The 24400-nt window shown below is 48.5% G+C and carries 23 protein-coding genes; 10 read left to right on the plus strand and 13 right to left on the minus strand.

Annotated features, from left to right (window positions below):
* Positions 1–79: 79 nt before the first annotated feature.
* From ACJJIS_RS00520 to ACJJIS_RS00540, 5 genes are all read left to right on the plus strand, one after another.
* Complete coding sequence (locus tag ACJJIS_RS00520) at positions 80–478, plus strand: hypothetical protein (RefSeq protein ID WP_444926155.1); 399 nt, start codon at positions 80–82, stop codon at positions 476–478.
* A 96-nt stretch (positions 479–574) separates the two neighbouring features.
* A complete protein-coding gene (locus tag ACJJIS_RS00525; RefSeq protein WP_475709202.1) occupies positions 575–886 on the plus strand; it encodes a putative signal transducing protein in 312 nt (103 codons plus the stop codon).
* Complete coding sequence (locus tag ACJJIS_RS00530; protein ID WP_475709203.1) at positions 828–1319, plus strand: VOC family protein; 492 nt, start codon at positions 828–830, stop codon at positions 1317–1319. Before ACJJIS_RS00525 ends, ACJJIS_RS00530 begins: the two co-directional genes overlap by 59 nt.
* A 141-nt stretch (positions 1320–1460) precedes the next feature.
* Positions 1461–1847, plus strand: coding sequence for a SpoIIAA family protein (locus ACJJIS_RS00535; protein WP_475709204.1), 387 nt, complete (start codon positions 1461–1463; stop codon positions 1845–1847).
* 89 nt (positions 1848–1936) lie between these two features.
* Complete coding sequence (locus ACJJIS_RS00540) at positions 1937–2695, plus strand: TerC family protein (RefSeq protein ID WP_444892256.1); 759 nt, start codon at positions 1937–1939, stop codon at positions 2693–2695.
* Positions 2696–2757: 62 nt separating this feature from the next.
* Here ACJJIS_RS00540 and ACJJIS_RS00545 read toward each other — a convergent pair whose 3' ends face one another.
* From ACJJIS_RS00545 to ACJJIS_RS00585, 9 genes are all read right to left on the minus strand, one after another.
* Positions 2758–3210 (minus strand): phosphate-starvation-inducible PsiE family protein, encoded by a 453-nt coding sequence (locus ACJJIS_RS00545; RefSeq protein WP_282930894.1) that lies wholly within the window; start codon positions 3208–3210, stop codon positions 2758–2760.
* 55 nt (positions 3211–3265) lie between these two features.
* Entirely contained in the window at positions 3266–3862 is a 597-nt protein-coding gene (locus tag ACJJIS_RS00550) for a lipase family alpha/beta hydrolase (protein ID WP_475709205.1), read from the minus strand.
* Positions 3863–4075: 213 nt separating this feature from the next.
* Complete coding sequence (locus ACJJIS_RS00555; protein WP_475709206.1) at positions 4076–5005, minus strand: alpha/beta hydrolase; 930 nt, start codon at positions 5003–5005, stop codon at positions 4076–4078.
* A gap of 100 nt (positions 5006–5105) precedes the next feature.
* Positions 5106–5924, minus strand: a complete 819-nt coding sequence (locus ACJJIS_RS00560; protein ID WP_475709207.1) for a DUF5694 domain-containing protein — start codon at positions 5922–5924, stop codon at positions 5106–5108.
* A 261-nt stretch (positions 5925–6185) separates the two neighbouring features.
* Positions 6186–6647, minus strand: coding sequence for a YccF domain-containing protein (locus ACJJIS_RS00565; RefSeq protein ID WP_475709208.1), 462 nt, complete (start codon positions 6645–6647; stop codon positions 6186–6188).
* 214 nt (positions 6648–6861) lie between these two features.
* On the minus strand, positions 6862–7386 hold the full coding sequence (locus tag ACJJIS_RS00570) for a nuclear transport factor 2 family protein (RefSeq protein WP_475709209.1): 525 nt from the start codon (positions 7384–7386) through the stop codon (positions 6862–6864).
* Positions 7387–7945: 559 nt separating this feature from the next.
* The gene (locus ACJJIS_RS00575) at positions 7946–8176 is read right to left on the minus strand and encodes a hexameric tyrosine-coordinated heme protein (RefSeq protein WP_108734816.1); all 231 of its coding nucleotides are present in this window, start codon (positions 8174–8176) and stop codon (positions 7946–7948) included.
* Positions 8177–8264: 88 nt separating this feature from the next.
* Positions 8265–8642, minus strand: coding sequence for a PH domain-containing protein (locus tag ACJJIS_RS00580; RefSeq protein WP_282930901.1), 378 nt, complete (start codon positions 8640–8642; stop codon positions 8265–8267).
* 231 nt (positions 8643–8873) lie between these two features.
* Entirely contained in the window at positions 8874–9800 is a 927-nt protein-coding gene (locus ACJJIS_RS00585) for a LysR family transcriptional regulator (RefSeq protein ID WP_444934399.1), read from the minus strand.
* A gap of 161 nt (positions 9801–9961) precedes the next feature.
* On the opposite strand from ACJJIS_RS00585, the gene ACJJIS_RS00590 reads away from it, so the two are divergent.
* The 3 genes from ACJJIS_RS00590 to ACJJIS_RS00600 all read left to right on the plus strand — a co-directional run bounded on the left by ACJJIS_RS00590 (position 9962) and on the right by ACJJIS_RS00600 (position 13845).
* Entirely contained in the window at positions 9962–11407 is a 1446-nt protein-coding gene (locus ACJJIS_RS00590; RefSeq protein WP_444934398.1) for an NAD-dependent succinate-semialdehyde dehydrogenase, read from the plus strand.
* Between the two features lie 126 nt (positions 11408–11533).
* Entirely contained in the window at positions 11534–12847 is a 1314-nt protein-coding gene (gene aptA, locus ACJJIS_RS00595) for an omega-aminotransferase AptA (RefSeq protein WP_282930904.1), read from the plus strand.
* Between the two features lie 413 nt (positions 12848–13260).
* Positions 13261–13845, plus strand: coding sequence for an HdeD family acid-resistance protein (locus ACJJIS_RS00600; protein ID WP_475709210.1), 585 nt, complete (start codon positions 13261–13263; stop codon positions 13843–13845).
* Positions 13846–13941: 96 nt separating this feature from the next.
* Here ACJJIS_RS00600 and ACJJIS_RS00605 read toward each other — a convergent pair whose 3' ends face one another.
* Both ACJJIS_RS00605 and ACJJIS_RS00610 read right to left on the minus strand, forming a co-directional pair.
* Entirely contained in the window at positions 13942–16680 is a 2739-nt protein-coding gene (locus ACJJIS_RS00605) for a M1 family metallopeptidase (RefSeq protein ID WP_475709211.1), read from the minus strand.
* Positions 16681–16809: 129 nt separating this feature from the next.
* Positions 16810–18360: a CocE/NonD family hydrolase gene (locus ACJJIS_RS00610; RefSeq protein ID WP_475709212.1), complete on the minus strand. Its 1551-nt coding sequence runs from the start codon at positions 18358–18360 to the stop codon at positions 16810–16812.
* Positions 18361–18686: 326 nt separating this feature from the next.
* On the opposite strand from ACJJIS_RS00610, the gene ACJJIS_RS00615 reads away from it, so the two are divergent.
* Both ACJJIS_RS00615 and ACJJIS_RS00620 read left to right on the plus strand, forming a co-directional pair.
* Entirely contained in the window at positions 18687–20189 is a 1503-nt protein-coding gene (locus tag ACJJIS_RS00615; protein ID WP_475709213.1) for a hypothetical protein, read from the plus strand.
* A 227-nt stretch (positions 20190–20416) separates the two neighbouring features.
* Positions 20417–22624: a transporter substrate-binding domain-containing protein gene (locus ACJJIS_RS00620; RefSeq protein WP_475709214.1), complete on the plus strand. Its 2208-nt coding sequence runs from the start codon at positions 20417–20419 to the stop codon at positions 22622–22624.
* A 76-nt stretch (positions 22625–22700) separates the two neighbouring features.
* On the opposite strand, the gene ACJJIS_RS00625 is transcribed toward ACJJIS_RS00620, so the two are convergent.
* Together ACJJIS_RS00625 and ACJJIS_RS00630 are read right to left on the minus strand one after the other, a co-directional pair.
* Positions 22701–23744, minus strand: a complete 1044-nt coding sequence (locus ACJJIS_RS00625) for a Kelch repeat-containing protein (RefSeq protein ID WP_475709215.1) — start codon at positions 23742–23744, stop codon at positions 22701–22703.
* Positions 23745–23788: 44 nt separating this feature from the next.
* Complete coding sequence (locus ACJJIS_RS00630) at positions 23789–24250, minus strand: GNAT family N-acetyltransferase (protein WP_475709216.1); 462 nt, start codon at positions 24248–24250, stop codon at positions 23789–23791.
* Positions 24251–24400 lie beyond the last annotated feature (150 nt).

The following is a 24400-nucleotide window of genomic DNA, read 5'->3' on the forward strand; positions in this document are numbered from 1 at the left end:
CCTGAGAAAAGTTTGGGGCGACATTTTCAGGATATGAGTATTCCAGTTCACGAGTTTTATAGCGTGTAGGGGTGCTGATTTGAACAAAACTACCGTTCTATTTGTGGCTTTAAGTGCCATTGGTGCGACCTATGCCCATGCTGAAAAAGCGCCAATTTTTGGCGAAATAGCAGGGCTTGTTAGCGCAGAAAAAATTTATACCGGTATGTCTCACAATAACAATCTCAAGCAGAGGCAAAGAGAGTGGATCAGGCTATTTGTCAATCGTGGTGATCAAGTCAGAAAAGGTCAGAAAATTGCTGAGCACCGCAATAGAAAAGGAAAAGTTGTCCTTGAATATATTGCCAATCGCTCAGGCAGAATTCTATTGAACAGCCGTTCAGCAGTTGACTCCGTAGAGTCTATTCTGGAGATCATTACGGTTGGAGAAGAGAAATACTGTGAATATGAAAACTGTGGTTTGATCGGTGTGCGCTGAGAATTTTCAGGAATTGCCGGCTTGGCAGAAGCAGGGTTTGTTTGCAGATTTATAGCTGTGTAATCTGGGGATTCCTGATATTTGTGCGGCCCAATTATGAAACTTATTTATACCCATGAAAACCGTTTGCTGGTTGAGTTGGCAAAGAGTCGACTTGAAGTTGCGGGAATAAAAACACAATTAAAAAACGAATATGCCCAGGGGGCTACTGGTGAATTAGCCCCTAACCAGGTTTGGCCAGAATTATGGTTAGAGCGTGACCGCGATTTGGATCGAGCCCGACAGGTCCTGGCTGAGGCTGAGGTGGATTCGAATAGCTGGTTCTGCCAGGCATGTGGGGAAGATAACGGTGCAGCTTTTGATTACTGCTGGCAATGTGGAGAACCCAAGTCAGCAGGAGCTGACTAAAGCGGAGTTTTGTGGGTCGCATATCACAATGCAAGTACTTCTCAACATTGATGTCGATGACTTAAACCGGGCGATCAATTTTTATCGAGATGCATTTGGCCTCTACGAAGGTCGCCGCCTGGGAACGGATATGATTGAGATGCTCGGTGGCACTGTGCCTATATTTCTACAGCAAAGGGATTCGGGGATCTGGCCGATAAACAGTAAAAAAAATATAGGTAGCTATGATCGGCACTGGACGCCAGTAAATATGGATATTGTTGTAGAGGATTTGCTTCTGGCAATAGAGCAGGTGGTCGATGCTGGTGGACAGATACAGGGTGGAATTCAGCAAAAAGAATGGGGAGTTAAGGCTTCATTAACTGACCCCTTTGGAAATGAGTTCTGTCTGGTGCAGTTTGATGGCGGCGGTTCTGATACTATCAGCTTGTAAGAGAGTAGCCATTCAAATACTTAAATCTATCGCTTTTCAATTAATATGTTCTTGTTATCTTAACTCATAGATTTATGGCTTTTTCGATGACTAAAGTATGGATTATGTAGTGATAATTCGTAAAAGATTTACAGGTGTCTTATGACTGTTACGTCCCATGGTGTGTCTATCGGTTTGGAACAGAAATCCGATTATATTTTCCTTACTGTGAAGGCCCGTGGTAAGTTGACCCATGATGATTACGAAACCATGGTGCCAATGTTGACCGCAGCAATAGAAAAAGTTGAGCACCCAAAGATAAACGTATTTATGGATGCTCGAGAATTGGAGGGGTGGGAGCCTCGGGCGGCTTGGGATGATTTTAAATTGGGTATTGAATACGGCCGGGAGTTTAACCGGGTTGCCGTACTTTCAGATAAACGCTGGCTAAAAGTCGCCGGAAAAGTAGGTGGCTGGTTTATTGGTGGTGAATATCGAACATTTGAATCAGAAACTGAGGCGAAAGCTTGGCTGGAGGAAGATACCTAGATTTTGAAGTGATAAAGCCAGAATAGAAAAATAAAGTATTTGTCCATTAAAGGCTTATTAAATAATAAATTATATAAGGATTAGACCGTATGTTTGAATGGATAGCCAGCCCTGAGGCCTGGATAGCATTGGCCACGTTGGCGGCGCTGGAGATAGTGCTGGGCATCGATAATATTATCTTTATCTCCATTTTGGTTGGACGGTTGCCTCCAAAACAGAGAGAGCCCGCGCGCTTTATTGGTCTTACCCTGGCAATGGTGACCCGGTTGGCTCTGCTTTTCTCTATTGTATGGATTATGGGCTTGGTCGAGCCACTATTTAGCATCTATGGCATGGAAATTTCAGGTCGCGATATTATTTTGGTTGGCGGAGGGCTGTTCCTAATCGCTAAAGCTACCCATGAAATTCATAATAGTCTCGAGGGCGAGGAGGAGAGTGCATCCTCTCTCGGTAGTGCGGGATTTTGGATGGTGCTACTACAAATTGCACTATTGGATATTGTCTTTTCCTTGGATTCTGTAATTACCGCTGTCGGATTGGTCGACGAGATCTCAATCATGGCAATAGCGATTATTCTGGCGGTAATCGTTATGTTGGTAGCGGCTAAACCAATCGGGGATTTTGTTGATCGTCATCCTACCGTGAAAATGCTGGCACTATCCTTCTTAATTATGGTGGGCTTAACTCTGGTGGTTGAAGGGTTTGATGTCCATGTACCTAAGGGATATATCTACTTTGCCATGGCGTTTTCAATGGCTGTGGAGTTCCTCAATTTGCGTATGCGCAGCAAGAAAGTCCGTAAGACCCCACCGGTAAGGTTACATCACGCTCTACGTGAAGATAGTTAATATAGTGAGAGGGTGGAGGTGTTCCTCCACCTCGGATTACTGTCTGGTTTGCAATAGTACCCTTAGTTACTATTTTTAAGCTTCAATATTAAGTAAGTAAGGCCCAGCGCGAGAGTGGCAGTAGATAACCCCAAAAGTTCGCCAGCATTGACCTTATCCAGATCTAAAATAATAAATTTTCTGGATAAAGCCAAAATAGCAATAAGTACGACAACTTTGGTTTGAATAATACTCTGTTGACGTGTAACTACATATTGAAGTGTATGGCTAAATTCCAGTGCAATCAGTAAAGTAATAATCTCGCCAAATATTGTTTGAAATACTTTGTGGTCCAGAGGGTCCTGCATGCCCACCAGTAACATATTGTATACAGAATATCCCAATCGACTGATCGCGACTATTACGATTACAACAATAATAAAAGTCAAAATTAAGGCAATCAGGCTTTCAAATTTTCGATAGTAGTTGTGAATTGCCTTATCTGTAATCGAAGTTTTTTCTTCTGGGCTGTCCATGCCTTACTTCTCGTTAAACTCATAAAATTAAAGCTAGTTTCTGTCAGTGAGCTTCTTAATCCAATCCTGATTTAATTTCCTGTTTTAGTAATGAAATTACCTTGCTACTTAGCGGCATCATTCGATGTAGTATCACTGGAACTTTGTAGGATGTTCCCAAGCCCAGGATAGCACTACTATGGGGTATAATGGTTATGTCATAGGGTGTCCAGATTGAAGCCGGCTCGGTAACCTCCAATTTTTGAATGCCCAAGTTCAACGCGCGTAAAAAATCACTGCCGATCCGCAATTGTTTCCCACCTTTGTAAGGAAGAAAGTTTGCCCAGTAACTACCATGGTGGGGAGAGGAAATTGATATAAATTTATGCACCCGCTCCAAACCATTAAGGGATTGTAAATAATACCGAGCGATTATCCCTCCCATGCTGAATCCCACCAGGGTACAGGTAGTTTCTTTATCTACGATATGCTCCAATTTTGCGAGAAGCTGGGACGAAAGGTGTTCCATACCATGCCAGCCGGAGTTATAGCGTAGGTGGATATAGTGTACGTCATAATTTTCGGCAGCTAATTCGTGCTGCATTCTAAGTAAGGAGGTTCCTCGATCAAAAATTCCAGGTATTAAAAGAACAGTTCGACTTTTACGTTTCATTCTTGTCGCAGGAGAAGTGATGCGTTAGAAAAAGCTTCAATCGCAATAGTTATTTGTCTGCCAAAAACTATTGGGAGATTGATAGAGAAGTGTAGTTGCAGAACTATTGTTGGATGCCACAAAGTAGCAAAGTAGTCTTAAGGGATAAGTTGGAATGCCGGCAACTATGTCTTTTATTTATATAGACGCCGGCATCTGAAATAGAAAAGTAATTTAAGCGTCTGTTTGAGGGTTTCCAAATAGAAATATTAATATTTCATCGAGTCTAGAATTCCATGATTTCTCATCATGGGCATGACCCTCAAATACTTGGGTTTGCCAATTTGAAGAGGAATACCCTTTCTGGCGCATGATTTTATCCACAGTCCGTTGCAGAGGTGGGTAATAAGCATCCAGGGTTTCTGTACCATGGTCAAAATAAAATCGGTGACTTCCAGGCTTAGGTAAATTTGCCTCTAGATAGTCGCGAATAGCCTCAGCTATCGGTAGTTTGTCGTCGGGGTTAATCCCTGGCCAATGGGTGGATATAGCTGCAGCCGTAGAGAACACTTCGGGGTACTCTGTGACCGCATAGAGTGATATTAATCCCCCCATACTCGCGCCGGCAATAAAGGTGTCGCTGGGATCACCACTCACAGCGTAATGACTATCAATATAGGGTTTAACCTTGGTCACCAAAAATTGTAAGTAAAGATCTCCACGCAATTCGACTTGGTTAAATGGATGTTGGACCTGTGAAGCTTCTTTAGGCAAAAAACTCCGAGCTTTCTGGGGGAAGTAGTCACCGTGGCGAAGTGTCTCAATGTTATCGATAGCGACAACTATGAAGGGACGTACCTTCTTTTCTGCTATTAACCGAGAGGCGACTTCATCCATGCCCCACTCCTGACCATTCCAGGTGGTTATACTGTCGAACAGCATCTGTCCATCGTGCATATAAAGGACGGCATAGGGTTTCTGTGTGGGATATTGATCAGGCAGCCATACACGAATAGGGCGTTCAGCAAGCCCTTCCAGTGTCAGGGAGGGCAGTGTTTCAAGCTTTCCTGCCGATACTTGTATTTCTTTAGGAGCTTCTTCAGCTGTACACGGTGGTATTAGACTGAAAAGAATACCGAATAATAAGATCTTATAAATATCCATAGCGCCCTGCCTTTGGGGTGTAGATAAAGTTCTACTCTATCTATAAAACCAGTGGCAGGGCTCCTCCCCCTAAGGGGCTGACTTTGGTGTTGAGCCTTTTTTAGAAATAACTGCGGACATCCCAGGTTTCACGTTGATCATCCAATTCGAGCATCGGTCTCATTATAGAGCTATGCCCCTGTCCACCGAGAACGAAAACTTTGGTACCCGGTTGGGCGACGGCTTGGATATTGGCATACATACGGAAGTTTCTGGACCACCATTTGGAGGATAGATCGGCACCGATAAAGTTATCACCTTGGCCAACGTCATTGAGCATTATATAGGAGCCTAGGTTTACTTTGTCTTCGGCGGGGTCATTGTGTTTATCAAGAGCTTGCTCCAAGGTTGATGAGGCATACAAGTCATTGAAGCGTTTTCCCCAGGCTTCAAGGTAATCATCTATCAACTTTTTCCTCTCGGGAGAACTCTTCTCCAGATAGGATAAAAGCTCGCCGTAAGGAAGATCCTGATCCGAATCATAGCAATTTACTTTTGATAGGCCCGCCTTCTTGGCTACCCTAAATCCCAGTTGTTCGCTTTCTCCTATATTTAACTTATGCTCACCTTTAATATATTTGGCAAAGCGAAGGTTCATTTTGCTTTCGTCATTGGTGTGACATTCCAGAAGAACATGTGTTGGTGAGTCAGTGGCAATCCGTGAGGATAAGTCTTCCAAATAGTTTTGATTTTCTTCGGTATAAACATTAATAACTTGTGTTTTCACCATATCCTTACCGGGGTTGCTAAAATGAAAACTACCAAAAAGCATAACCTGTGCGGGCTCTGTATTTTTTACTGGATCCGCATAGGCATCCAGGCCAATAAGCCCCAAAGAAAGTATAATTGAGCCAGAGATTTGTCTTGCTATGTTTTTCATTAAATATCCTTATTTTATTATTTAGTTTCTATAGGTTGCCTAATTGCCGTACGAAATGAATAGCTCTGAATTTGATATTAATGTATGGATTCAAAATTGAATACTATAAATTAATCGTATCTACTTATAACAAAATTAATAGAGTGATTTTTCTGATCTGAAAGTTTTTATGGTCGAGTTAATACGATGAGGCTTGAGAGCTCGGGGCTATTTTATTAATAGCCCCAAGTTGGTACGGTATCATTGTTAATGTATGTTTACTTAAGTACCACTTCTTAATCTGGTCACTTCAACATCTGCATTACGCATTTTAGCGGAATGGGCTACTTCCTTGCTGACAATAGTCTTACCTATCGGAGAGAGTGAAATTGCTGCAAGCTTAAGGTGCTGCAAACCAAAAGGTATTCCAATAATGGTAATGAAACAGGCAATAGCATGCAGAAGGTGGCCAATAGCGAGCCAGATGCCAGCCAATAGGAACCAGATAATATTTCCGACTAAACCAAAGCCACTTGTCCCAATATCACCGCGCAGGGTGAGTTCTTCTCGGGAAATTGCCTCCTTGCCGAAGGGGAAAAAAGAAAATTTGCCGATTACAAAGCAGGCTCTTCCCCAGGGAATACCAATAATACTGATAAAGGCAATCAGCGAGCAAAACCACCAGCAGAGTCCCATAAAGACACCACCAAAGATAAACCAGAGGAAATTTCCAAGTGTTCGCATAACTACCCCTACCAATTCGGTAAAATTTATTAGTGAAAACGGTAATCTACTGATGTTACCGTAAATCCTAATCGCTATATCATTTATTTAAATTATAGTAGTTAGACGCAAGTCCTCACCTTTTAGATTCAGTTATGGATACTTTCCTCGGCCTATACATGACCAACTGGTCAGTCTGGGCGTTGGCTTGGATTTTACCCGTTGGGTATGAAGGTTACGGTATCAGCTCATTTGCCGGAGCATTACTATTCAGCAAACGATGACATTGACTACTTCCTGTTACCGGTAGACCTGACTGCAATATACCCAATTGATCCAAGACAGTCGCTTGGTCCCAGTAAATATGCTCAGAACAGATTTTTCTATTGGAGAAGCTAATAATTCCCACATGGGGGACTGATAGCTTCTTCCCTGTTGCTTCGATACCAGGTGCGAACCAATCCATACGAATAGAATGGGTAAAGTGAAGAATAAACTCATCCACTAGGCTGTCTTTGCCCACGGTGCGGGAAAGAAGCTGTAAATTTATATCCGCTGGCATTTGAGGAATAAATATATCCCTATAAAATTTTCGTAAGGGTTCTTTTCCCGTTGCGCCGGTATTAACCGGTACATGAATTAATACGGGATTTTCTGTCATGGTAGCAATTGCGGCGTCGGCATCTTTTAGATCGAATTCGGCCTCGGTATGGGTTTCCCAAAGTTTAATTAAGTACTTTTCATCGTCATTGTATTCCATCTCATACATCTTCCCATTTGAGGCGCAATATTACTGGTCGTTGAGTTAATCTATCTTGTGCCAAAGACGGTATCTCGATGTTTATAAATATCAATAAGGTCGAGAGCGTCAACAGTGAATATGACGATCTTGCAGCTACCTATAGTTATGGCTAATTTTTAGTACAGAATCAGAGTGTTTGTAGCACAAAAAGGCCATAAATTATTGAGGAGGAGATGAAGGGAAATTGTTTGAATGTTTGCAGATTTAGGGAGCCTCTGAATAACTGCGTGATACCTCTGGCTTGCAAAGCGGTTCACAATCAAGACGCGGCTTCGCAGGAATGTCTAGACCTTTCAAGAAGTCGCAACGCGGAGTGTGAATCGCTCTGCGAGCCCCGAAGGGCGGGCCTTGAAGGCTACAGCTGCTGCGTTGCAGCTCTTGCCAAGGGCTACGGCCATTCGCGGCGAGCTGCGCCTAACATCTGCAGCCTTCAAGGCCCGCAGAGGCATTACGGAGTTATTCAGAGGCTACCTCGAATGCGTTACCCGTTCTACAAAGATAATGCATTCTTAACCCTTTAGCCGCGCCAGTAATTATTGGCTGCTGCAACAGTTTGGAAATTAATGGCAACAACCTGTGAGGAGGCGATCAGGCTGTCTGCATTTTCCTCATAGGCGGACCTCAGCTTACCCCGTACTTCATCTGAAGGCTGGGTATACTTAACTCCCATCCTGGATAGTTTCATTGCAAGTTCAAAGCCTTGTTGTGCATTTTCAGTAATTAGGCTTTCTAACCAGATTTGCGACATGGACATCCCTCTCTATTATCGGGTTGATTGATAAAGTTGTGGGAGCTGCTGAGCCCCAGTTATTTTGTGTATTTACTAAGGATTGATATCAGTCCAATATGTATTGGCTGATATATTTGTTGAACTGAATAAGATCGAAAGAACCTCTTATTTCGAACCTTACCTTGCCGATCTCGCTTAAATAAACTTCTATTTCACAGTCCAGATCAAAAGTACCAGCGGTCTCAACAGAAAATGCTTGGATCTTACTGAAAGGTAAAGAGGTGTAATCTACTTTTGAGCCGGTGATACCCTGAACATTGGCGGCAATAATGCGTTTGTTGGTGAAAACTACCTGATCGCGAATAGTTTTAAAACCTGCAAAAATAAATTCCCCCTCGATCAGGAACTTATTAAAGTCATCCCTGGATTCAGAGATATCTATAGGCTTGAGTTTAAATACTGGTGAGTTTTTAAAATCTATCACGGGTTATCCCTGTAATTCTATTGGAGGAGGAGATTACCACTGTGGCGCATTAAGTTACAGATGATTTACTTTTTGGTTGTGTTTTTATGTTTAAATTTATTTAATTATTATGACAATTTCCACAATAAAGGACCGATCATAAGTAGTTGGTAATTTTTAAAATGCTTATCTCTCTATTTACTGGATTCTTGACTCGATTATTTCAGTATCACCAGGGATAAACAGCAGTGGCTATATCTGTCTATTGATTTGCAAGGCTTCCAAAAAAAGCTGCACAGCGGGATGAGTTGTTGCACTTTTTTTGAAGGTGACAGCATTTTGTATTTGGTAGTGAAACTTCTCCGGTAGCAGGGGGAGCAGGGTTCCTTCCCCGACATATCTGCGGGCCAGGTATTCCGGTAGGAAACCCACAAAGCATCCAGAAAGTATCATCGCCAACCTGGCCGCCATATGGTTGGCTGTGGATCGCTTGGGAAACAATCGATACAGGTGCGCCGCACCAGAGAGAACAGTATGACTGGGCGCAGCTAACTCCTGCAGGGTGAGTAGCTCCTCATCAATAGCTGACACCTGGGCACAGGGGTGGCTGTTACTGCAATAGAGAATCGATTGGTGATAAAACAGGGGTTGGTACTCCAGCCCCGGTCGGCGTGAGTGCAGGGGGTTGATACCGATATCGGCGCGGCCTGCGAGGATTTCCAGCTCGAGTTCCTGAGGGGCGGCCAGTTGTACTTCCAGGTGGAGTTGCGGGGCCTTCTCACGCAGTTGGGTGATAGTTCCGGGCAAGTTCAGTTGCGGTATTTCCAATACATCGTCGGGCATTACCAGGCGCAGGGTACCGGTGAGTTGGGATTGGATTGCATTGACCTGGCTTTTGAAGGTATCCAGGTGCCCATCGAGCTCCAAAATAGCCCGATACAAGGCCTCCCCCTCCGGGGTCAGTTTGAAGTCGGCCCTGCCTCGAGAGCGCAAGCACAACTGCATACCCAGCCGTGTCTCCAGGTCGGAGATATGCACACTGATCGTGGAGCGGCTGATATTCAGGGTGACTTCGGCAGGGGTGATGCCTCCGGCGTGCACAACCTCGCGGAAGACGCGCAACAGGCGCAAATCCATATCGCTGAGGCGGCCTCCCAGGGCGTTTTTGGTTTTGCTCATAGCTGCACTTCCTGGGGCGCTGAGATGGTTTCTGGCTGTAGATATAATTAAAGTTTGATAAATATAAACTTTAGTTGGAAAAATACTACTATTCTCCTCAGTCAGCTGCGGCCAGAATCGCCGCATACTACTAATAACATCTATTTACTAGGAATTTTCCTGTGAAACTTGCAAATTCGGACCTGTTGAAATTTCAGAACTATATAGCGGGCGAATGGCGTGACGCTGCCGCCACTGTAGATGTATGTGACCCGGCAAATGGTGAGTTGCTGGGCCGTGTGGCCGACGGTACCACAGAGGATGCCGAGGCGGCAGTGGCGGCTGCCAGTGAAGCCTTCCCGGCATGGAGCCGCCGTACAGCTGGTGAGAGAGCTGCGGTGCTCAAGCGCTGGTACCAGCTGATCGTGGATAACAGCGATGACCTGGCAATGATCCTTAGCCTGGAGCAGGGCAAGCCGGTAGCGGAAGCGAAAGGTGAGATTATCTACGGGGCTTCCTTTATTGAGTGGTTCGCGGAAGAGTGCCGCCGGGCCTACGGCCAGACAATCCCGACCCACAACCCGGCCATGCGCCTGAATACCATCCGCCAGCCGGTGGGCGTGGTGTCCTGTATTACTCCCTGGAACTTCCCCAACGCCATGATCACCCGCAAGGCGGGTCCGGCACTGGCGGCGGGCTGTACTGTGGTGATCAAACCGGCCCTGGAGACGCCACTATCTGCTCTGGCGCTGTGTCAATTGGCGGAAGAAGCGGGCCTGCCCAAGGGGACTATCAATGTAGTTACCGGCAGTGATTCTCCGGGAATTGGCAAGGTTCTGACCCAAGATCCCCGTGTGGCCAAATTCACCTTCACCGGCTCCACTGCTGTGGGCAAGCTGTTGATGTCCCAGTGTGCCAGCACCGTGAAAAAAATGTCCATGGAGCTCGGCGGCAACGCGCCGTTTATCGTATTTGACGATGCGGATATGGATACCGCAGTCAGCGCCTGTATGGCGACCAAATTCCGCAATGCTGGCCAGGTGTGCGTGGCCACCAATCGTATTTACGTGCACGAATCCGTGCACGATGAGTTTGTGGAAAAGCTGCGCGAGCAGGTTGCCGCCCTGAAGATCGGCCACGCTACCGAGGAAGGGGTCAATATGGGCCCGATGATCTTCCGCAGGGCTGTGGACCGGGTTCAAGGGCTGGTACAGGATGCGGTTGAGGCCGGAGCAAAAATTGAAATTGGCGGTGAGCAGCTGGCCAATGGCGATAACTTTTTTGCGCCAACCATCCTCACTGGAGTTACCGATACCATGCGTATCGCCCAGGAGGAAATTTTTGGCCCTCTGGCGGCGGTACAGAAGTTTTCCGATGAGGAAGATGTGGTTCGCCGTGCGAATGAAACGCCCTACGGCTTGGCGGCTTACGTGATGAGTGAAAACATTCGCCGAGCCAATCGTGTGGTAGAGGCGCTCGATTACGGCATGATTGCCTGTAACACCGGGGTTTTCTCCACCACTGTGGCACCCTTCGGTGGTGTTAAAGAGTCCGGTATTGGCCGCGAGGGCGGTGTCGAGGGTATGGCCGAATTTTACGAGACCAAATATTGCTGTTTCGGGGCCTGAGTCCCGGTCTGAACACAACTGGCCTGCGCTTGTCCTAGGTGACAAGCGCCCGAACCGATTTTCGGGAGCCTGTGGCTCCCCTACTTAAGAGTTTGAAACTTCAGGGAACTTGCGGAGATTAATACTATGTCTGAGATGCAAACCGATGCTTTCTGGATGCCGTTTACCCCCAACCGCACCTTTAAGTCTGCACCGAGAATTGTAGAGCACGCCGAGGGGATTTATCTCACGGAGAAAGGCGGTCGCCAGGTTATTGATGCGACTGCGGGTTTGTGGTGCAGTAATGCGGGTCACTGCCGTTCTGAAATTGCAGAGGCAATTTACCAGCAGGCAAAAACACTCGACTACAGCTCTATTTTTAATTTCGGCCACGAATTGGGTTTCGAATATTCCGAGCGTCTGGTAAAGCACACTCCCGATGGCCTGGACCATGTGTTCTTCGGTAATTCCGGTTCCGAGGCAGTTGAGAGCGCCCTGAAAATTGCCCTGCAATACCAGCGTGTACGCGGCAAGGGCACTCGCACTATGTTTATCGGCCGTGAGAAGGGTTATCACGGCGTAAACTTCGGCGGTATTTCTGTGGGCGGTATTCCTCCCAACTACCAGGGTTTCGGCCAGCCGGTGAAAGCCAACCATATGCGTCATACCCTGGACATTGAGCGCAATGCATTTAGTCGTGGCCTGCCGGAGCACGGTATTGAGTTGGCTGAAGACCTGGAGAGACTGGTAGCTTTCCACGGTGCCGACCAGATTGCCGCTGTGATTGTTGAGCCGTTTGCCGGTGCAGGCGGTGTGGTACTGCCTCCCAAAGGCTACCTGCAACGCCTGCGGGAAATTTGTGATAAGCACGACCTGCTGCTGATTTTTGATGAAGTCATCTCTGGCTGGGGCCGTACCGGCTCTGCATTTGCCTCCACGGAGTTCGGTGTGACCCCGGATATGATCACCTCCGCAAAGGGGATTACCAATGCCACAGTGCCCCTGAGTGCGGTATTTGTCAGCGATGAAATTTATAAAACCGTGATGAATGCGGCTCCCGATGGTGCGGTGGAATTCTTCCACGGTTATACCTACTCAGCACATCCGGTTGCCTGTGCTGCGGGTATGGCGACTTTGGATATTTACGAGCGCGAAGGCCTGTTGACCCGCGCTGCCGGTGAAATTGGTCAGCATTGGGAAAATGCTTTGCACAGCCTGGCTGACCTGGACAATGTGATCGATGTGCGCAATTACGGTTTAGTGGGCGCTATTGAGTTGCGCGCGCCGCAGGATCTGAAAGGGAAATACGGAGCTAAAGTCTCTGGTATGGCCTGGGAAGCTGGAGTGATGGCCCGCGGTATTGGCGATGCCCTGTGTATGTCCCCACCGCTGATTATCGAGAAGCACGAGATCGATGCTGTTGTGGATAAACTGCGTGGTGTGATCGGCGCTCTGGCCTGATTATACTATTGCGGCAGCCCGTTCGGGCTGCCGTTCTCTCCAAATTACTCTTGGGTCAGAAGGAAAGAATACACTTCTCTCGAGATGCGCTGTGTATACACCCCTATAAGCTCATAATCGCCATCCATATGCCTCATATGGTCCCCCGAGCGAAGTGTATTCTTTCCTTCCTGCCTTATTAGTTTTTTTCCCTTCCTCTCCTTTCATGACCCGCAGGGCAGTTTGCATAACTTCCCAATTGTCGTTTAGAGCTACACTGAAAATAGTGGCCTGCGGCGCGGTCACAGTCTTTGCAGAGTCGACTGCCTGGCCGCGCTCGTAGGCTGCCTTTAAAAACCGCCGGGGAAAAATTCAATTCCCTGATGGTAAGGGATTCTTCAATATGGAAAGTTACTCAACCTGGGGACTTTTCTATGTCCGCTGACACTCCTCCCCTGGCGACCGGACCTATTTTGCAGGTGTTGTCTGCAAACTGGTGGCTACTCTTGCTGCGCGGTATTGTCGCGGTGATTTTTGGCGTGCTGACTTTTGTCTGGCCGGGATTGTCCCTGTTGACCCTGGTGTTACTTTTTGGGGTTTACGCTTTCCTGGATGGTATTTTTTCCCTGGTTGCGGCGGTGATGGGGCGGCATAAGTCCACTCCACTGTGGTGGTTGATTGTCTCGGGGCTGATCAGTTTGGCTGCGGGAATTGTGACTTTTATTTTCCCGCAGATTACCGCTTTAGTGTTGGTCGTTTTTATCGGTGCCTGGGCCCTGGTGCGGGGTATCTTTGAAATTGTCGGTGCTGTTCGCCTGCGCAAGGAAATTGATAACGAGTGGCTGCTGATCGCCATTGGTGTTCTCTCGGTGATTTTCGGAGTTGCGATTTTAGTCAGCCCCGGGGCTGGTGCTCTGGCGTTGCTCTGGGTAATCGGTGCCTATGCGATTATTTTGGGGCTGCCATTGATCTGGTTATCTTTCCGACTGCGCAAGCATAATAAATCTGCTTCTTCATAACCGTTTAACTCAAATACGCTCAGTAATAAAAAAGGCCGGTATTACTTAGTAATACCGGCCTTTTCGAATTGCTATTTAGATAACAGCTTTTGTTTTTTATTGTTTAGCGGCGAGATTGACTGCCTTCGGCAATGCCCCCATTAGCGCTTTGCCTTTTTTCTCCAGTGCCATACACAGCTGGATTCGCTCCTCGGCTTGGGCGAGGCTGCGCTGGTATCCGGGAGCTAAATCACCTTTCTGGGCAAAGAGTTGTTGCAGTTCGCCCAGGTGCTGTTTATCGCAGAAGGCAGCGGCAAGTGATGGGGTGCGGCGGCGGATCTGGGCCGGAATCTTATCTACTACCTTGTCAAAGTTCTGTTGCAGCCACTCCCAGTGCTGTTCCTGAACTCTGGGTTGGGCCAGGGCGTAATGGATCAGGCCAAATGATTCTCTCGGCCCCATTTCGTCGCTGAGCGCTAATGCTTGAATGGTTTCCACTTGCTTGGGATTGTTGCTGGTACCGATGGCATTGGCACTGGCATTTTCAAAGCGGGGATCATCCAGCTCGGCGCGGACTTTGATCAGGTGTGCGAGGAAATCCTCCCCTGCATCCTGTACTGCCACACTCAGGGCTGCCTGATATAGGTCGGAGCTTAATGCCTTCGCATCCCGTTCCTGTTTAAAGCCGGTAAAGGCGGTTGCCATTTCTTGTAACTGCTTGCGCGAGTCAGGATCTTCTGCAACTTGCGCCATAAAGGTTAGCAGGTCGCTGTGCAGCATCTGCTGGTCGCTATCACTGCTATTGGCGCTGCGATTTAGTATCGGCAGGTACAGGTTCTGGGCAAAATTCAGGAATGCAGAGCGCTGGGATTCACCCAGGTAATTATCCCGGTACTTCTGCAGGTAGCGCAGTGGCATGGTGATCACCTGGCGCTTGTCCGCCACTGCGGATTTGCGCACTACTTCCAGCAGTGGTGCCGCAGTGAGATTGCCGGCCTCGAAAGCTGAGAAGGCGCTGTCGATAATGGACAGCTGCTCAGTGGCAGAGAACTGGGCAAATTGTTTAATCAGTGCCTGCCACTGAGCCTTGGGAAGGTTCCAGCGGTAGTAGCCGCTGCCCTGAGCATTGGGCATTACCCAATTTGGGCAGGCACCGCCGGTAATCTCCAGGGTTTCCCTTGGCTCAGTCAGGATCTGGCACTGCTGCACGCCGCTATCGGTGCTGAAGCAGAAGGGGATGCTCCATTTATCGCTGGCGTCGGCGATAGGGGAGCCGAGTGGCTTGTAACGGCTCTGCTGAACCACTAGCGAGGCCTTGCCGTCGCTATTGCAGTCCATGGAGATATCCAGTTGTGGAACCCCTTTTTGCTCGACAAAACTGCGGAAAGTCTCGGTCAGTTCCGGGGTGTTGGTTTCCTGGCCGATCACTTTGTAGAAGGGTGGTGAGTCGGCCACGCTGTCGGAGAAGGTTTCCAGGTAACGTCCCAGTGCCGGGCGGAAGTTTTCCGCTCCGAAATAGGTGTCCACCATGTGGATAACGCCCAGGCTCTTCGAGTAAGTGATCGAATCGTAGGCGTTGCGAATATTGTTGTTGTCCGCGATGGGCTCACGAATGGCGCGGGTGCTGGCCAGGGAGTCTAGCTGCATGGCGCCGATCGCATAAGTCGCTGCGTTGAGGTCGTGCCCCTCTTCAGGTTCCATAATGGTGAGGGCCAGCGCCTCCCCCCAGGTAGCAAAACCTTCCTTCAGCCATAGGTCGTCCCACCAGGGAGGGGTGACCTGATTGCCAAACCACATATGGGCAATTTCGTGCGCATGAACTTCTACGAGAGCCAGGCGGGTGCCGGGAGCCGGGTTGTCGCCCACCAGGATACGCTGTTCGCGATAGGTAATTGCCGCGGACAATTCAGTAGCGCCACTGGGCCACTGGGGGGCGGCAATAATGTCCAGCTTCTTGAATGGGTAGGGGCGTTGCAGCTGGGTCTCGAAGGTCTCCACCATTTTGGGGGTGATATCGAGGATGTAGTTCATATCCTCACCGCGACCTTTACGGGCGAAGCCGCGCAGGGGAATGGGGTCTTTGCGGTATTTGCTCGGCGGTATGGCTGGGCGCTCAACCTGGTCAAAGGGCCCCACTGACAGGGACAGCAAATAGGTTGACATCGGTGGTGTGGTGGCGAAAGTGACTTTCTCCATGCCGTCACCTGCCGCTTCGCGCTTCAGCTCGGGCCCATTGCTAATCGCTGCGTAGCCTTCGGGTATTGTCAGGCTGACGGTAAAGGGCGCTTTCAGGCCTGGCTCGTCGAAACCGGGTAAATACTTGCGGGCCTGGATCGATTCGGATTTTGCCAGGGCATAGGCATCGCCCTGTTCCTCGACCTTAAAAAGCCCGGCCAGGTTGCGATCAAATGCAGCACTGTAGTCGATATGCAGTTTGAAACTGCCCGCATCGATCTTCTCCGCAAACTCTACTGCGGCAACACCACTGTCCAGTACCTCCCGGTATTCGGCCGGAATCTGGCGGCCGTCATCGAGCTGTGCGTAGACTTCGCGCACATCCAGGTTTTTGCCATGCAGCCAAATATGTCGGGCACCTTCCGCCAGCTGGATATCGATATCCACCTTGCCGGTGAAGGTGTCTTTGCGAGGGTCCAGCACCAGTTCCAGTTGGTAATCCAAGGGGGTAGTGCCCTCGGGCAGGCGCCCTTCGGGAGCCTTATCAAAATCGAGGCCTTTAGCCTCGACTTCCTGGGCGGTACTGGTTTTTGCTGGTTCCGATGCTTTTTCTGCGGGGTTACAACCTGCTACTGAGAGCAGGGCCGCGGTTAGCAGGGCGAGCGGGATGTTCTTTTTCATGGTAGGGGGAGCACTCAGCCAAAAGGCTGATTGTACCGCTTTGGAGAAAAATTACGCGATGCAAATAGTTGGGCTGAGGGGAAGGTGGGAGGAAACCCGGCAGTGGATGCCGGGTTTCTGTGGGGAGACCTACAGGTGCGGTACGGTCAGGCTAGAGACCTTGCTGCTGCTGTAGGGCACTGTGATGGTGTAATTGGTATTTTCCGGCTTCTGGTAGATATAACCCTGAGTATCGATGGCCAATACTACACGGTGGCCAACCGGGACATCGTAGCTGGTGGTGAAAAAGTCCACTTCGAACTTTTGTTTTTGCCCAGACTTGTCTGAATGCAGGGTAATGGGGGCGTGAGTTATCAGACGCCCCAATCCCAACGGACCCACATCGTAGAGGTGCACGTTGAGTTGCACTTCTTTTTTGCTGGGTTCCACCCACATTTCGAGTTTGGGTTCGCCGCGAATCTTCAGGGTTTCCCACTGAATCGGTGATTTGTACTCGATGGCGTAGTAGCCGTTGATAGCGATCATGGGCGCGTAAACGGGGATACCGAAGCCTTCCAGTGCATCGGAAACCAGCGGGATACCGGTGCCTGCAAAGGTATCTGAGCCGCCGTGGAATTCATTACTCCAGCTCCAGCCGTCGTACTTGTCGCTCTCCATTTTTGCATTGTTAAACATGGTAAAGCGTGGCTGCAGGTACCAGGTGGTGCTTTCGTCCGTTACCGGGTAGTCCTCGAATTGCTCCAGCTCATTGCTGATACGCACAGTCATATCCACCTTGGGTTCGGTGTCGATCCCGTTGTCCTCGCCTTTAAGGTGGTGGTTGAACCAGCGGAAACTGGTGGACCAGATATGGCCATTGTTACCGGTAAGAGTCTCGGTAATCGCGTGGGTGCCGGGGTTTAGCATGAGTTTCTTGGGCCCTTCGAGCAGGGAGTAGAAATCGGTCATGCTATTCGGCTTAAACAGGTAGTCGGCGAAATTGTTTGAGAGCAACACCGCTGTGCCGTTTTGATTGATTTCGTCCACGTAACTCATTGCGGAGCGCTCAGCACCGAAATTAATTACCTGTTCCATATTTTCGCCGTCGCGCAGGTTGCTCCATACCTGCTCGAGTTCGGCCTCTTTCTGGAAGGCCGTAGTAACAAGCAGCGTGCCCCATACCAGGTTGACGGTTTCATTGGGGTACAAAGCTTCCACTACATCTGCCCAACCGGATAGCGCAGCTACTGCATCGACGCGAGGGTGCTTAGCGGCACTCAGTAGTGAAATTCCACCGCCGTAGGAAATTCCGGCCATACCCAGCTTGCCCACCGGGTAATTGGTTTCCAGCCAGTCGATCAGGACTCCCACATCGTTAAGGCTGTTATCCCCTGCGACGTCAACAAGTCCTCCCGAGTGCCCAAATCCCCGGGTGGAGTAGCTGAGCACCAGGTAGCCGTTCTCTGCCAGCTCTTTGGCCTGGAAGTGGTACTGGTGCTTCTCCAGCCCCCAGCTGTTGGTAAAAATAACGGTGGGGTAACCGTCTGCTGGTGCAGGCGTTTCCGGGATAAATAAGTTCGCATCCAGGACCGTACCGTCAAAAGAAGTAATATCCACGTCGGCGATATATTCCGGTGCCGACCAGGCATGAGCAGACATTAGGGCGCCGCCAAGCAGCGCCAGTAGTGGCTTGGTATTCATTAGTTTTCTCTCATCTGATGAAATCATTATTATTTTTTTGACCAGGATTCCCTCCTTGGTCGACCCCGTACTATAGGAGTTCATCCTAGTTTTGTACGTAAACAGGGCTAAATTTGAGACGTTTGTCTCGCTTCATGTCGCAATCTGCTGCAGAAAACTGTTTGTGAATAGCTATCTATTTTGTGTCTTTCCAGTCACACAAAAACAGGCGAAAAGCTGTTTTGTGATCAAATTGATCTTTTTTTGATCAATGAAAACCGGTACTGTGTCGTCTTCGCTAATCAGCTAGGGAGGGCTTCAGCAACAATGACTCGGTGGCCCGAACTATGGTTTCTCGTTCAGTTGTTCTATTAGTACTTTGTTTCGGATTTATCGCTTCAGCCTACGCCGCGCCGCGTGGTTTGGGGGAGGTGACCTGGTATGAAGTCGACAGTGATAATTTTCGCGTGATTACCGATGGTGATCCCAACGCAGTCAAAAGTCTGGTAGCAGACCTGGAGCGCTATCGCGCAGTGGCCTTGGAGTTACTCGATGCAGATCCAAAAAGCGAGCGATTAACTATTTATGCGGCCGCAGACCGGGACACCTATGCAAACCTGGTGGGTGTTGAGCTGGCGGATATGACCAACGGTTTGTTCGATACCTCTGCGGAGGGTAACTATGCCCTGGTAAACCTGGATGGTCGCAGCGTTGAGAGGCAGCTCAAAGCGCGCGAATTCCTGTTCCACGAATACACCCATTTTCTGAGCTATAACGGCAACACCACCCACTACCCCTATTGGTATAGCGAGGGGTTTGCTGAATTTATGGCAACCATGTCATTCCCGGAAAAAGGCACCTACGAAATTGGCTCCATTCCCAGCGAACGGGCCATGACCCTGATGTATACCGGGCTTATGCCGCTGGAAGACCTGTTGCGCGCGACGGTGTACAACACCGATGCGGACGAAAAGGCAGATGTCTATGCCGGAGGTTGGATTCTGTCTCACTGGTTGATGATGAAAAGCGGCAAGCAGGATAATTTCGATAATTTCGTCAAAGCCTATAACGATGGTGCCGACCCAGTACTTGCCCTGGAAGAAGCGCTGGGGATGTCGGTGAAAGAAATCGAAAAGGCCTATGTAGCCACTTATAAGGCGGATAGCTTTGAACATTTTAATGGCGTTATCCCCGCGGACTTTAAAGAGGCCAGCCCTACGATTAAACGCCTCAGCAAAAGAGAGTCGGTGAGTATCCTGGCTGGATTTATCGCCCAGTCCGGTTACAACCTGCTGGCCTTGGATGAGTTGATTGAGTATGCCTACAGCACGGGTATTTACAGTACTGAGTTGGCTGCGATTAAAGCGAGTGCCGATCTGCGATTGGGTAATTTCCCCCAGGCTAGCCACCTTTTGGCCAGTGTCCCCACTAAGGACCGGGGCCAGCTCTGGTACTTGAGTGCCCATGCCTGGTTAACGGTTAATCAGCAGGCGGTGGCGCCCGGTAGTAAGCGGGATCTTCGCAGCCTGAAAATGGCGCGGGAGGAGTTCGACTTCCTGGTGAAGGAAGAACCGAAAAATGCATCTCACTGGTTTGGCCTGGCGATGGCTATGGAGATGCTGGATTACCCCCGAGAGGAATATCTGGAAAAGCTGGAGCAGGCTTACAAGCGTGCCCCCCGTGAGCTGCATATTGCCCAGTGGCTGGCAGAAGAGCTCTACCAAAAGAAAGATGCGGAGTATTTTGCCCGAGTGGCGAAGCCGCTGATGTTCGAGCTTCCAGACGAGGAGCAGAACAAAGAAATAAAAATGAGGTTGGCAGAGCTGAAGGGCAAACCCAAGTCATCATAGCAACCATAAGAGCGCTCACTGAATAAAAAAGGCTTGTCACTCTGTGTAAGAGACATCCGACATTCGCCAACGTATATTTGCCCGGCAATTGACTTTGCCGGGCTTTTTTTTAGGGGATAATTTCCCTGCAAACTGGTACGATTTCTGTAACAGCGGCAATTCCATATTGTGAAGCATAGCGAGCGCGTTAAGGGTAATGCTTCTCATAGAATAAGAAAGGGTGCACTGTGAGCAGAAAACGGTTTTTCGTTATATTTCCGCTATTTGTCTTAATATTGCTGCTTGCCGCATGCGAGAGTAATAGAGATCCTGTTGTAGAAAACTCAAAGGTTTTAACGGAATCTCCCCAACAACCGATACCAACGCCGCAGAATAAACAGCCCGCAAAGCCACAATTTGAAAATTATGTAGAGCAGGGAGATTTGCCAGCCTTGTTAGAGCGAGGTGTATTACGCCTGTTGGCCCCAAGGGGCCCCCAGGAGAGCGCCTTACCACGAGAAGGACTACCTGCAACAGAGTGGCGAAAACTTGCGGAAAATTTTGCTCGTAGCCGGGGATTAAAGCCTCAGTGGGTTTACGTAGATAACTTTTCCGATTTAATTCCGGCGGTTATTGATGGACGTGGGGATGTAATCGCCACCAATTTTTCCCGCACCGAAGAACGCAAATTATCACTGGGTTTTACCCGCCCATTACAATATGTTGATGAGTTGCTAATTACTCATAAAGAGTTCGAGGTGGAAGAGGCTGTGCCCTTGCAAGTCGTGCTGCGGCGGGGAAGTGCATTTGCTGAAACCCTGGAGCAGCAAGTCGATAGGGAAAATTACAGGATCACTTACCTCGATAAGCCGGTTGCAGCCAGCGAGCTTATCGCGGCTGTAGCAGCCGGCGAATACCCCGCGACAATTATTGATAGTAATTTGGCCGATGTACTTCTAACTGATTACCCGCAACTCACAGCCACCACAGAACTCGATTCCCGCAGGCCTATCGCCTGGGCTGTACGCAAAAATGCTATCGCTTTGAGGCGTGAGTTGAATGAGTTCTTTACCGCAGAATTGGTATTGGCCAGTCAGAACCGAGAGCAGCCACTGAGAGATTGGCAGGCAATAAAGAAGAGCGGAACTTTAAGGGTGCTCACTCGCAATCACCCCGCTTCCTACTTTATCTGGCGCGGTGAGTTGATGGGGTTTGATTACGATCTGCTAAGGAAGTTTGCTCGTGACCATAAATTACGCCTGAGCATGGTTGTGCCCGATAAGGACCAGGATTTGGTCGAGGCATTGAATGATGGAATGGGGGACATGATTGCTGCATCCCTTACTGTTACCGAGGCCCGCCGCCAGCAGGGATTGGCATTTTCCAAGCCTTATATGACAGTTACGGAACAGGTAGTAGCCGCAAAATCAAAGGTGCCTGATAAAGAGCTACCCCTTCCAGAGAACCTGCTTTCTGGGCAAACAGTAGTGGTTAATCCCACCACGAGCTATCACGAGAGTCTGGTCAAAATAATGGAAAAGCAGCACGGGCAAGATATGGTGCCGCTACAGATCCATCGTCTAAAAGGCGCTACCAGTGAGTTTCTTATTGATGCAGTAGCCAGGGGTATTTTTCCCTATACCGTAGTTGACTCACACTTGGCCGCCATTGAGAGTACTTACCGGGATGACTTTACTGTAGTGGGGGAGTTGCCAGGGGAGCGAGATATCGCCTGGGCCGTTCGAACTGGCCAGCCGGTATTACTGGAACAACTGAATAACTTTCTGAACAAGCACAATCGGGACCTGTTCTTTAACGTTACTTACAATAAATATTTCAAGGAACAAAAGCGTATCCTCCGACATCAAGGGCAGCGCCTGCGCAGCACTGATGAACTATCGCCCTTTGATCCCATAGTAAAGAAATATACTGAGGCTACCGATCGGGATTGGCGTATGGTGGTTGCGCAGATGTACCAGGAGAGTCAATTTAACCCCCAAGCTCGCTCCTTTGCCGGTGCTCAGGGCTTGATGCAGGTATTACCGCGGACAGCACGACAGATGGGAGTTAAGAATTTGTATGATCCTGAAAACGGTATCCGCGCAGGTGTATCTTATTTGGGGTGGCTGGATAAACGTTTTCCTGAAAATATACCCCTAGAGCAGAAGATCTATTTTACCCTGGCTGCATATAATGCGGGTCACGGTCATGTCAGGGATGCCAGAGCGTTAGCCCGACGACTGGAGTGGGACCCTAACCAGTGGTTTGGCCATGTTGAAGAGGCCATGTTGCTGTTGTCCCAGCCTGAATACTATCGCGATAGTCGTTTTGGTTACGTGCGCGGCAGGGAGCCAGTTAATTATGTGCGTGAGATACGGGATAGATATATTGGATATTTAGGAGTTGAGCGCCATCAGAACTATACAGATATTGATGGCAGCATTGCTCCCGATTAATTAATGCATCCCATCAGTGGGCCTCTGCAAGCCAGAGGCATTGTGGGTTTGCTCAAGGGTACTTTATTATTGCCCTTTAGCTCCAGCGCAGCTGTATTGCGGAGGCGAGAGTTTCTTGCGGCCCAACTTTAGAGGCTCCACCAATCAAGTAGAGGCTTTCTCCTAGGGCTACTGCTCCGTGACCGTGCCGTGCCTGGGGCAACTGACCCTGATTGTTCCAATCATCTGTGACTGGATCGTAAATCCAAATATTGTTAAATGCTGTACCAGTCTTCCAGTTGCCATTGGGGCCAAATGCCTCACCGCCGGTAACTATTAATTTATTATTTAATGGGGTTACTGTGAGTCCGGCAGCAGCCTGGGGTAGGGGGCGGATCTTTTCCCATTTATCCAGGCTGGGGTCATAAACTTCGGCATAAGTTAGATTCCTGGCCTTGCTACCATTGTCGCTAACCTGGCGGCCACCAACAACATAAATTCTGTTATTTAAGTTTGCCCCACCTGCGGAGGTTCGCTTGATACTGGCTGGCGCTGCTTGCTCCCAATGATCCCCTCTTGTAAGCACATAATGAGAATTGGTATCTCTATTTTTAGACTGTTCGTCGGGGGCCCTACCGCCAATGACATGGATGTTCTCCCCAATGTTGGTGTAAATAGATTCAGCCAGTGGCCGGGGGAGAGGGCTGGTTTCTATCCAATGCTTATATTCGCCGGAAAGTTTATAAACGGTATTTCGGGCTTGCCAAGCGCTATCAGAATCGCCAAAAAATCCACCGATGCCATATAGGCTGTTGGAATTACTGGCCATGCCAAGGTGATGTCTTGACTCAGGTAAATTGGGCCCTGGCATCCAGTTTTGTTCCCGCGGAGAAAAGATATGTGTTTGTTTAGTTGGAGAGAGACCGAAGAAAACTGCTGTATCCGATGGGATAAATCCCCCTGCTACATAGATCTCGCCAGAAAAGACTGCGGGGTAAATCTCCTGTAAAGGCATTTCCAGGCTGGGAAGGCTTGATATAGATAGGCTGGAATTAGCCTCATTAGCGGTTAGATTGACTCCACCAAAAGTAAGGGAAGCTAAGCTGGAATATTTAATAAAGGATCTTCTGGATAGCGTCATAGTAACAAACACTCTGACACTGACTGATAAAGAATACCTATTGATTATAATTTTTTACCTAAAAATAGGCTAAAAGGGTCATTTTTATAGTGACTGAAAGGGTCGCAATCGTCAAATCCATAATGGCGATAGAGAGCGATTGCGGGAGCAAAAGCTTCAGTGCGGCCTGTCTCCAGCTTTATCTCTTTATATTTACGCTGCTTTGCCTCCTCCAATATTCTTTCTATCAAGGCGCGGGCAACGCCTTTGCGCAGGAATAGAGAATGAGTTTTCATGGATTTTATTTCGCCCAAATCAGGGTTGATCTCTTTTAGGGCACCACAGCCGGCCAAAACTCCATCAATTCTCGCTCCCCAAAAGGTAATCATGGGGTCATTTAACTCATCAGGATTTAGTGCGTGAACGCTTCCAGGTGGGGAATGTCGGTACATTTCCCGTAGATGAGATTCAAGAAGATTGTTAATGGAGCCATCGGACAGGTCGTCTAATTTTACTGATATATACATCTTTATTTGATTGTCTTTCTTTTTAAAACAATGGTTCAAGTAGGAACGCCCGTTAATTTTTTGGGCTTTGAAATGTCACTGTAACAAGATTTTTAGAGAAGAATAAGTATAAGTTAGCTGGTGCAATAGATATGCTTTATTAGGGGGCAT

It is taken from the genome of Microbulbifer maximicatervae (SeqCode), from assembly GCF_056231245.1.

Bases quoted from the DNA above. Each gene is read 5' to 3' on its own strand.
- ACJJIS_RS00525 (WP_475709202.1), top strand. From the start codon at position 575: ATGAAACTTATTTATACCCATGAAAACCGTTTGCTGGTTGAGTTGGCA.
- ACJJIS_RS00535 (WP_475709204.1), top strand. From the start codon at position 1,461: ATGACTGTTACGTCCCATGGTGTGTCTATCGGTTTGGAACAGAAATCC.
- ACJJIS_RS00540 (WP_444892256.1), top strand. From the start codon at position 1,937: ATGTTTGAATGGATAGCCAGCCCTGAGGCCTGGATAGCATTGGCCACG.
- ACJJIS_RS00545 (WP_282930894.1), bottom strand. From the start codon at position 3,210: ATGGACAGCCCAGAAGAAAAAACTTCGATTACAGATAAGGCAATTCAC.
- ACJJIS_RS00550 (WP_475709205.1), bottom strand. From the start codon at position 3,862: ATGAAACGTAAAAGTCGAACTGTTCTTTTAATACCTGGAATTTTTGAT.
- ACJJIS_RS00555 (WP_475709206.1), bottom strand. From the start codon at position 5,005: ATGGATATTTATAAGATCTTATTATTCGGTATTCTTTTCAGTCTAATA.
- ACJJIS_RS00560 (WP_475709207.1), bottom strand. From the start codon at position 5,924: ATGAAAAACATAGCAAGACAAATCTCTGGCTCAATTATACTTTCTTTG.
- ACJJIS_RS00565 (WP_475709208.1), bottom strand. From the start codon at position 6,647: ATGCGAACACTTGGAAATTTCCTCTGGTTTATCTTTGGTGGTGTCTTT.
- ACJJIS_RS00570 (WP_475709209.1), bottom strand. From the start codon at position 7,386: ATGGAATACAATGACGATGAAAAGTACTTAATTAAACTTTGGGAAACC.
- ACJJIS_RS00575 (WP_108734816.1), bottom strand. From the start codon at position 8,176: ATGTCGCAAATCTGGTTAGAAAGCCTAATTACTGAAAATGCACAACAA.
- ACJJIS_RS00585 (WP_444934399.1), bottom strand. From the start codon at position 9,800: ATGAGCAAAACCAAAAACGCCCTGGGAGGCCGCCTCAGCGATATGGAT.
- aptA (WP_282930904.1), top strand. From the start codon at position 11,534: ATGTCTGAGATGCAAACCGATGCTTTCTGGATGCCGTTTACCCCCAAC.
- ACJJIS_RS00600 (WP_475709210.1), top strand. From the start codon at position 13,261: ATGTCCGCTGACACTCCTCCCCTGGCGACCGGACCTATTTTGCAGGTG.
- ACJJIS_RS00605 (WP_475709211.1), bottom strand. From the start codon at position 16,680: ATGAAAAAGAACATCCCGCTCGCCCTGCTAACCGCGGCCCTGCTCTCA.
- ACJJIS_RS00610 (WP_475709212.1), bottom strand. From the start codon at position 18,360: ATGAATACCAAGCCACTACTGGCGCTGCTTGGCGGCGCCCTAATGTCT.
- ACJJIS_RS00615 (WP_475709213.1), top strand. From the start codon at position 18,687: ATGGTTTCTCGTTCAGTTGTTCTATTAGTACTTTGTTTCGGATTTATC.
- ACJJIS_RS00625 (WP_475709215.1), bottom strand. From the start codon at position 23,744: ATGACGCTATCCAGAAGATCCTTTATTAAATATTCCAGCTTAGCTTCC.
- ACJJIS_RS00630 (WP_475709216.1), bottom strand. From the start codon at position 24,250: ATGTATATATCAGTAAAATTAGACGACCTGTCCGATGGCTCCATTAAC.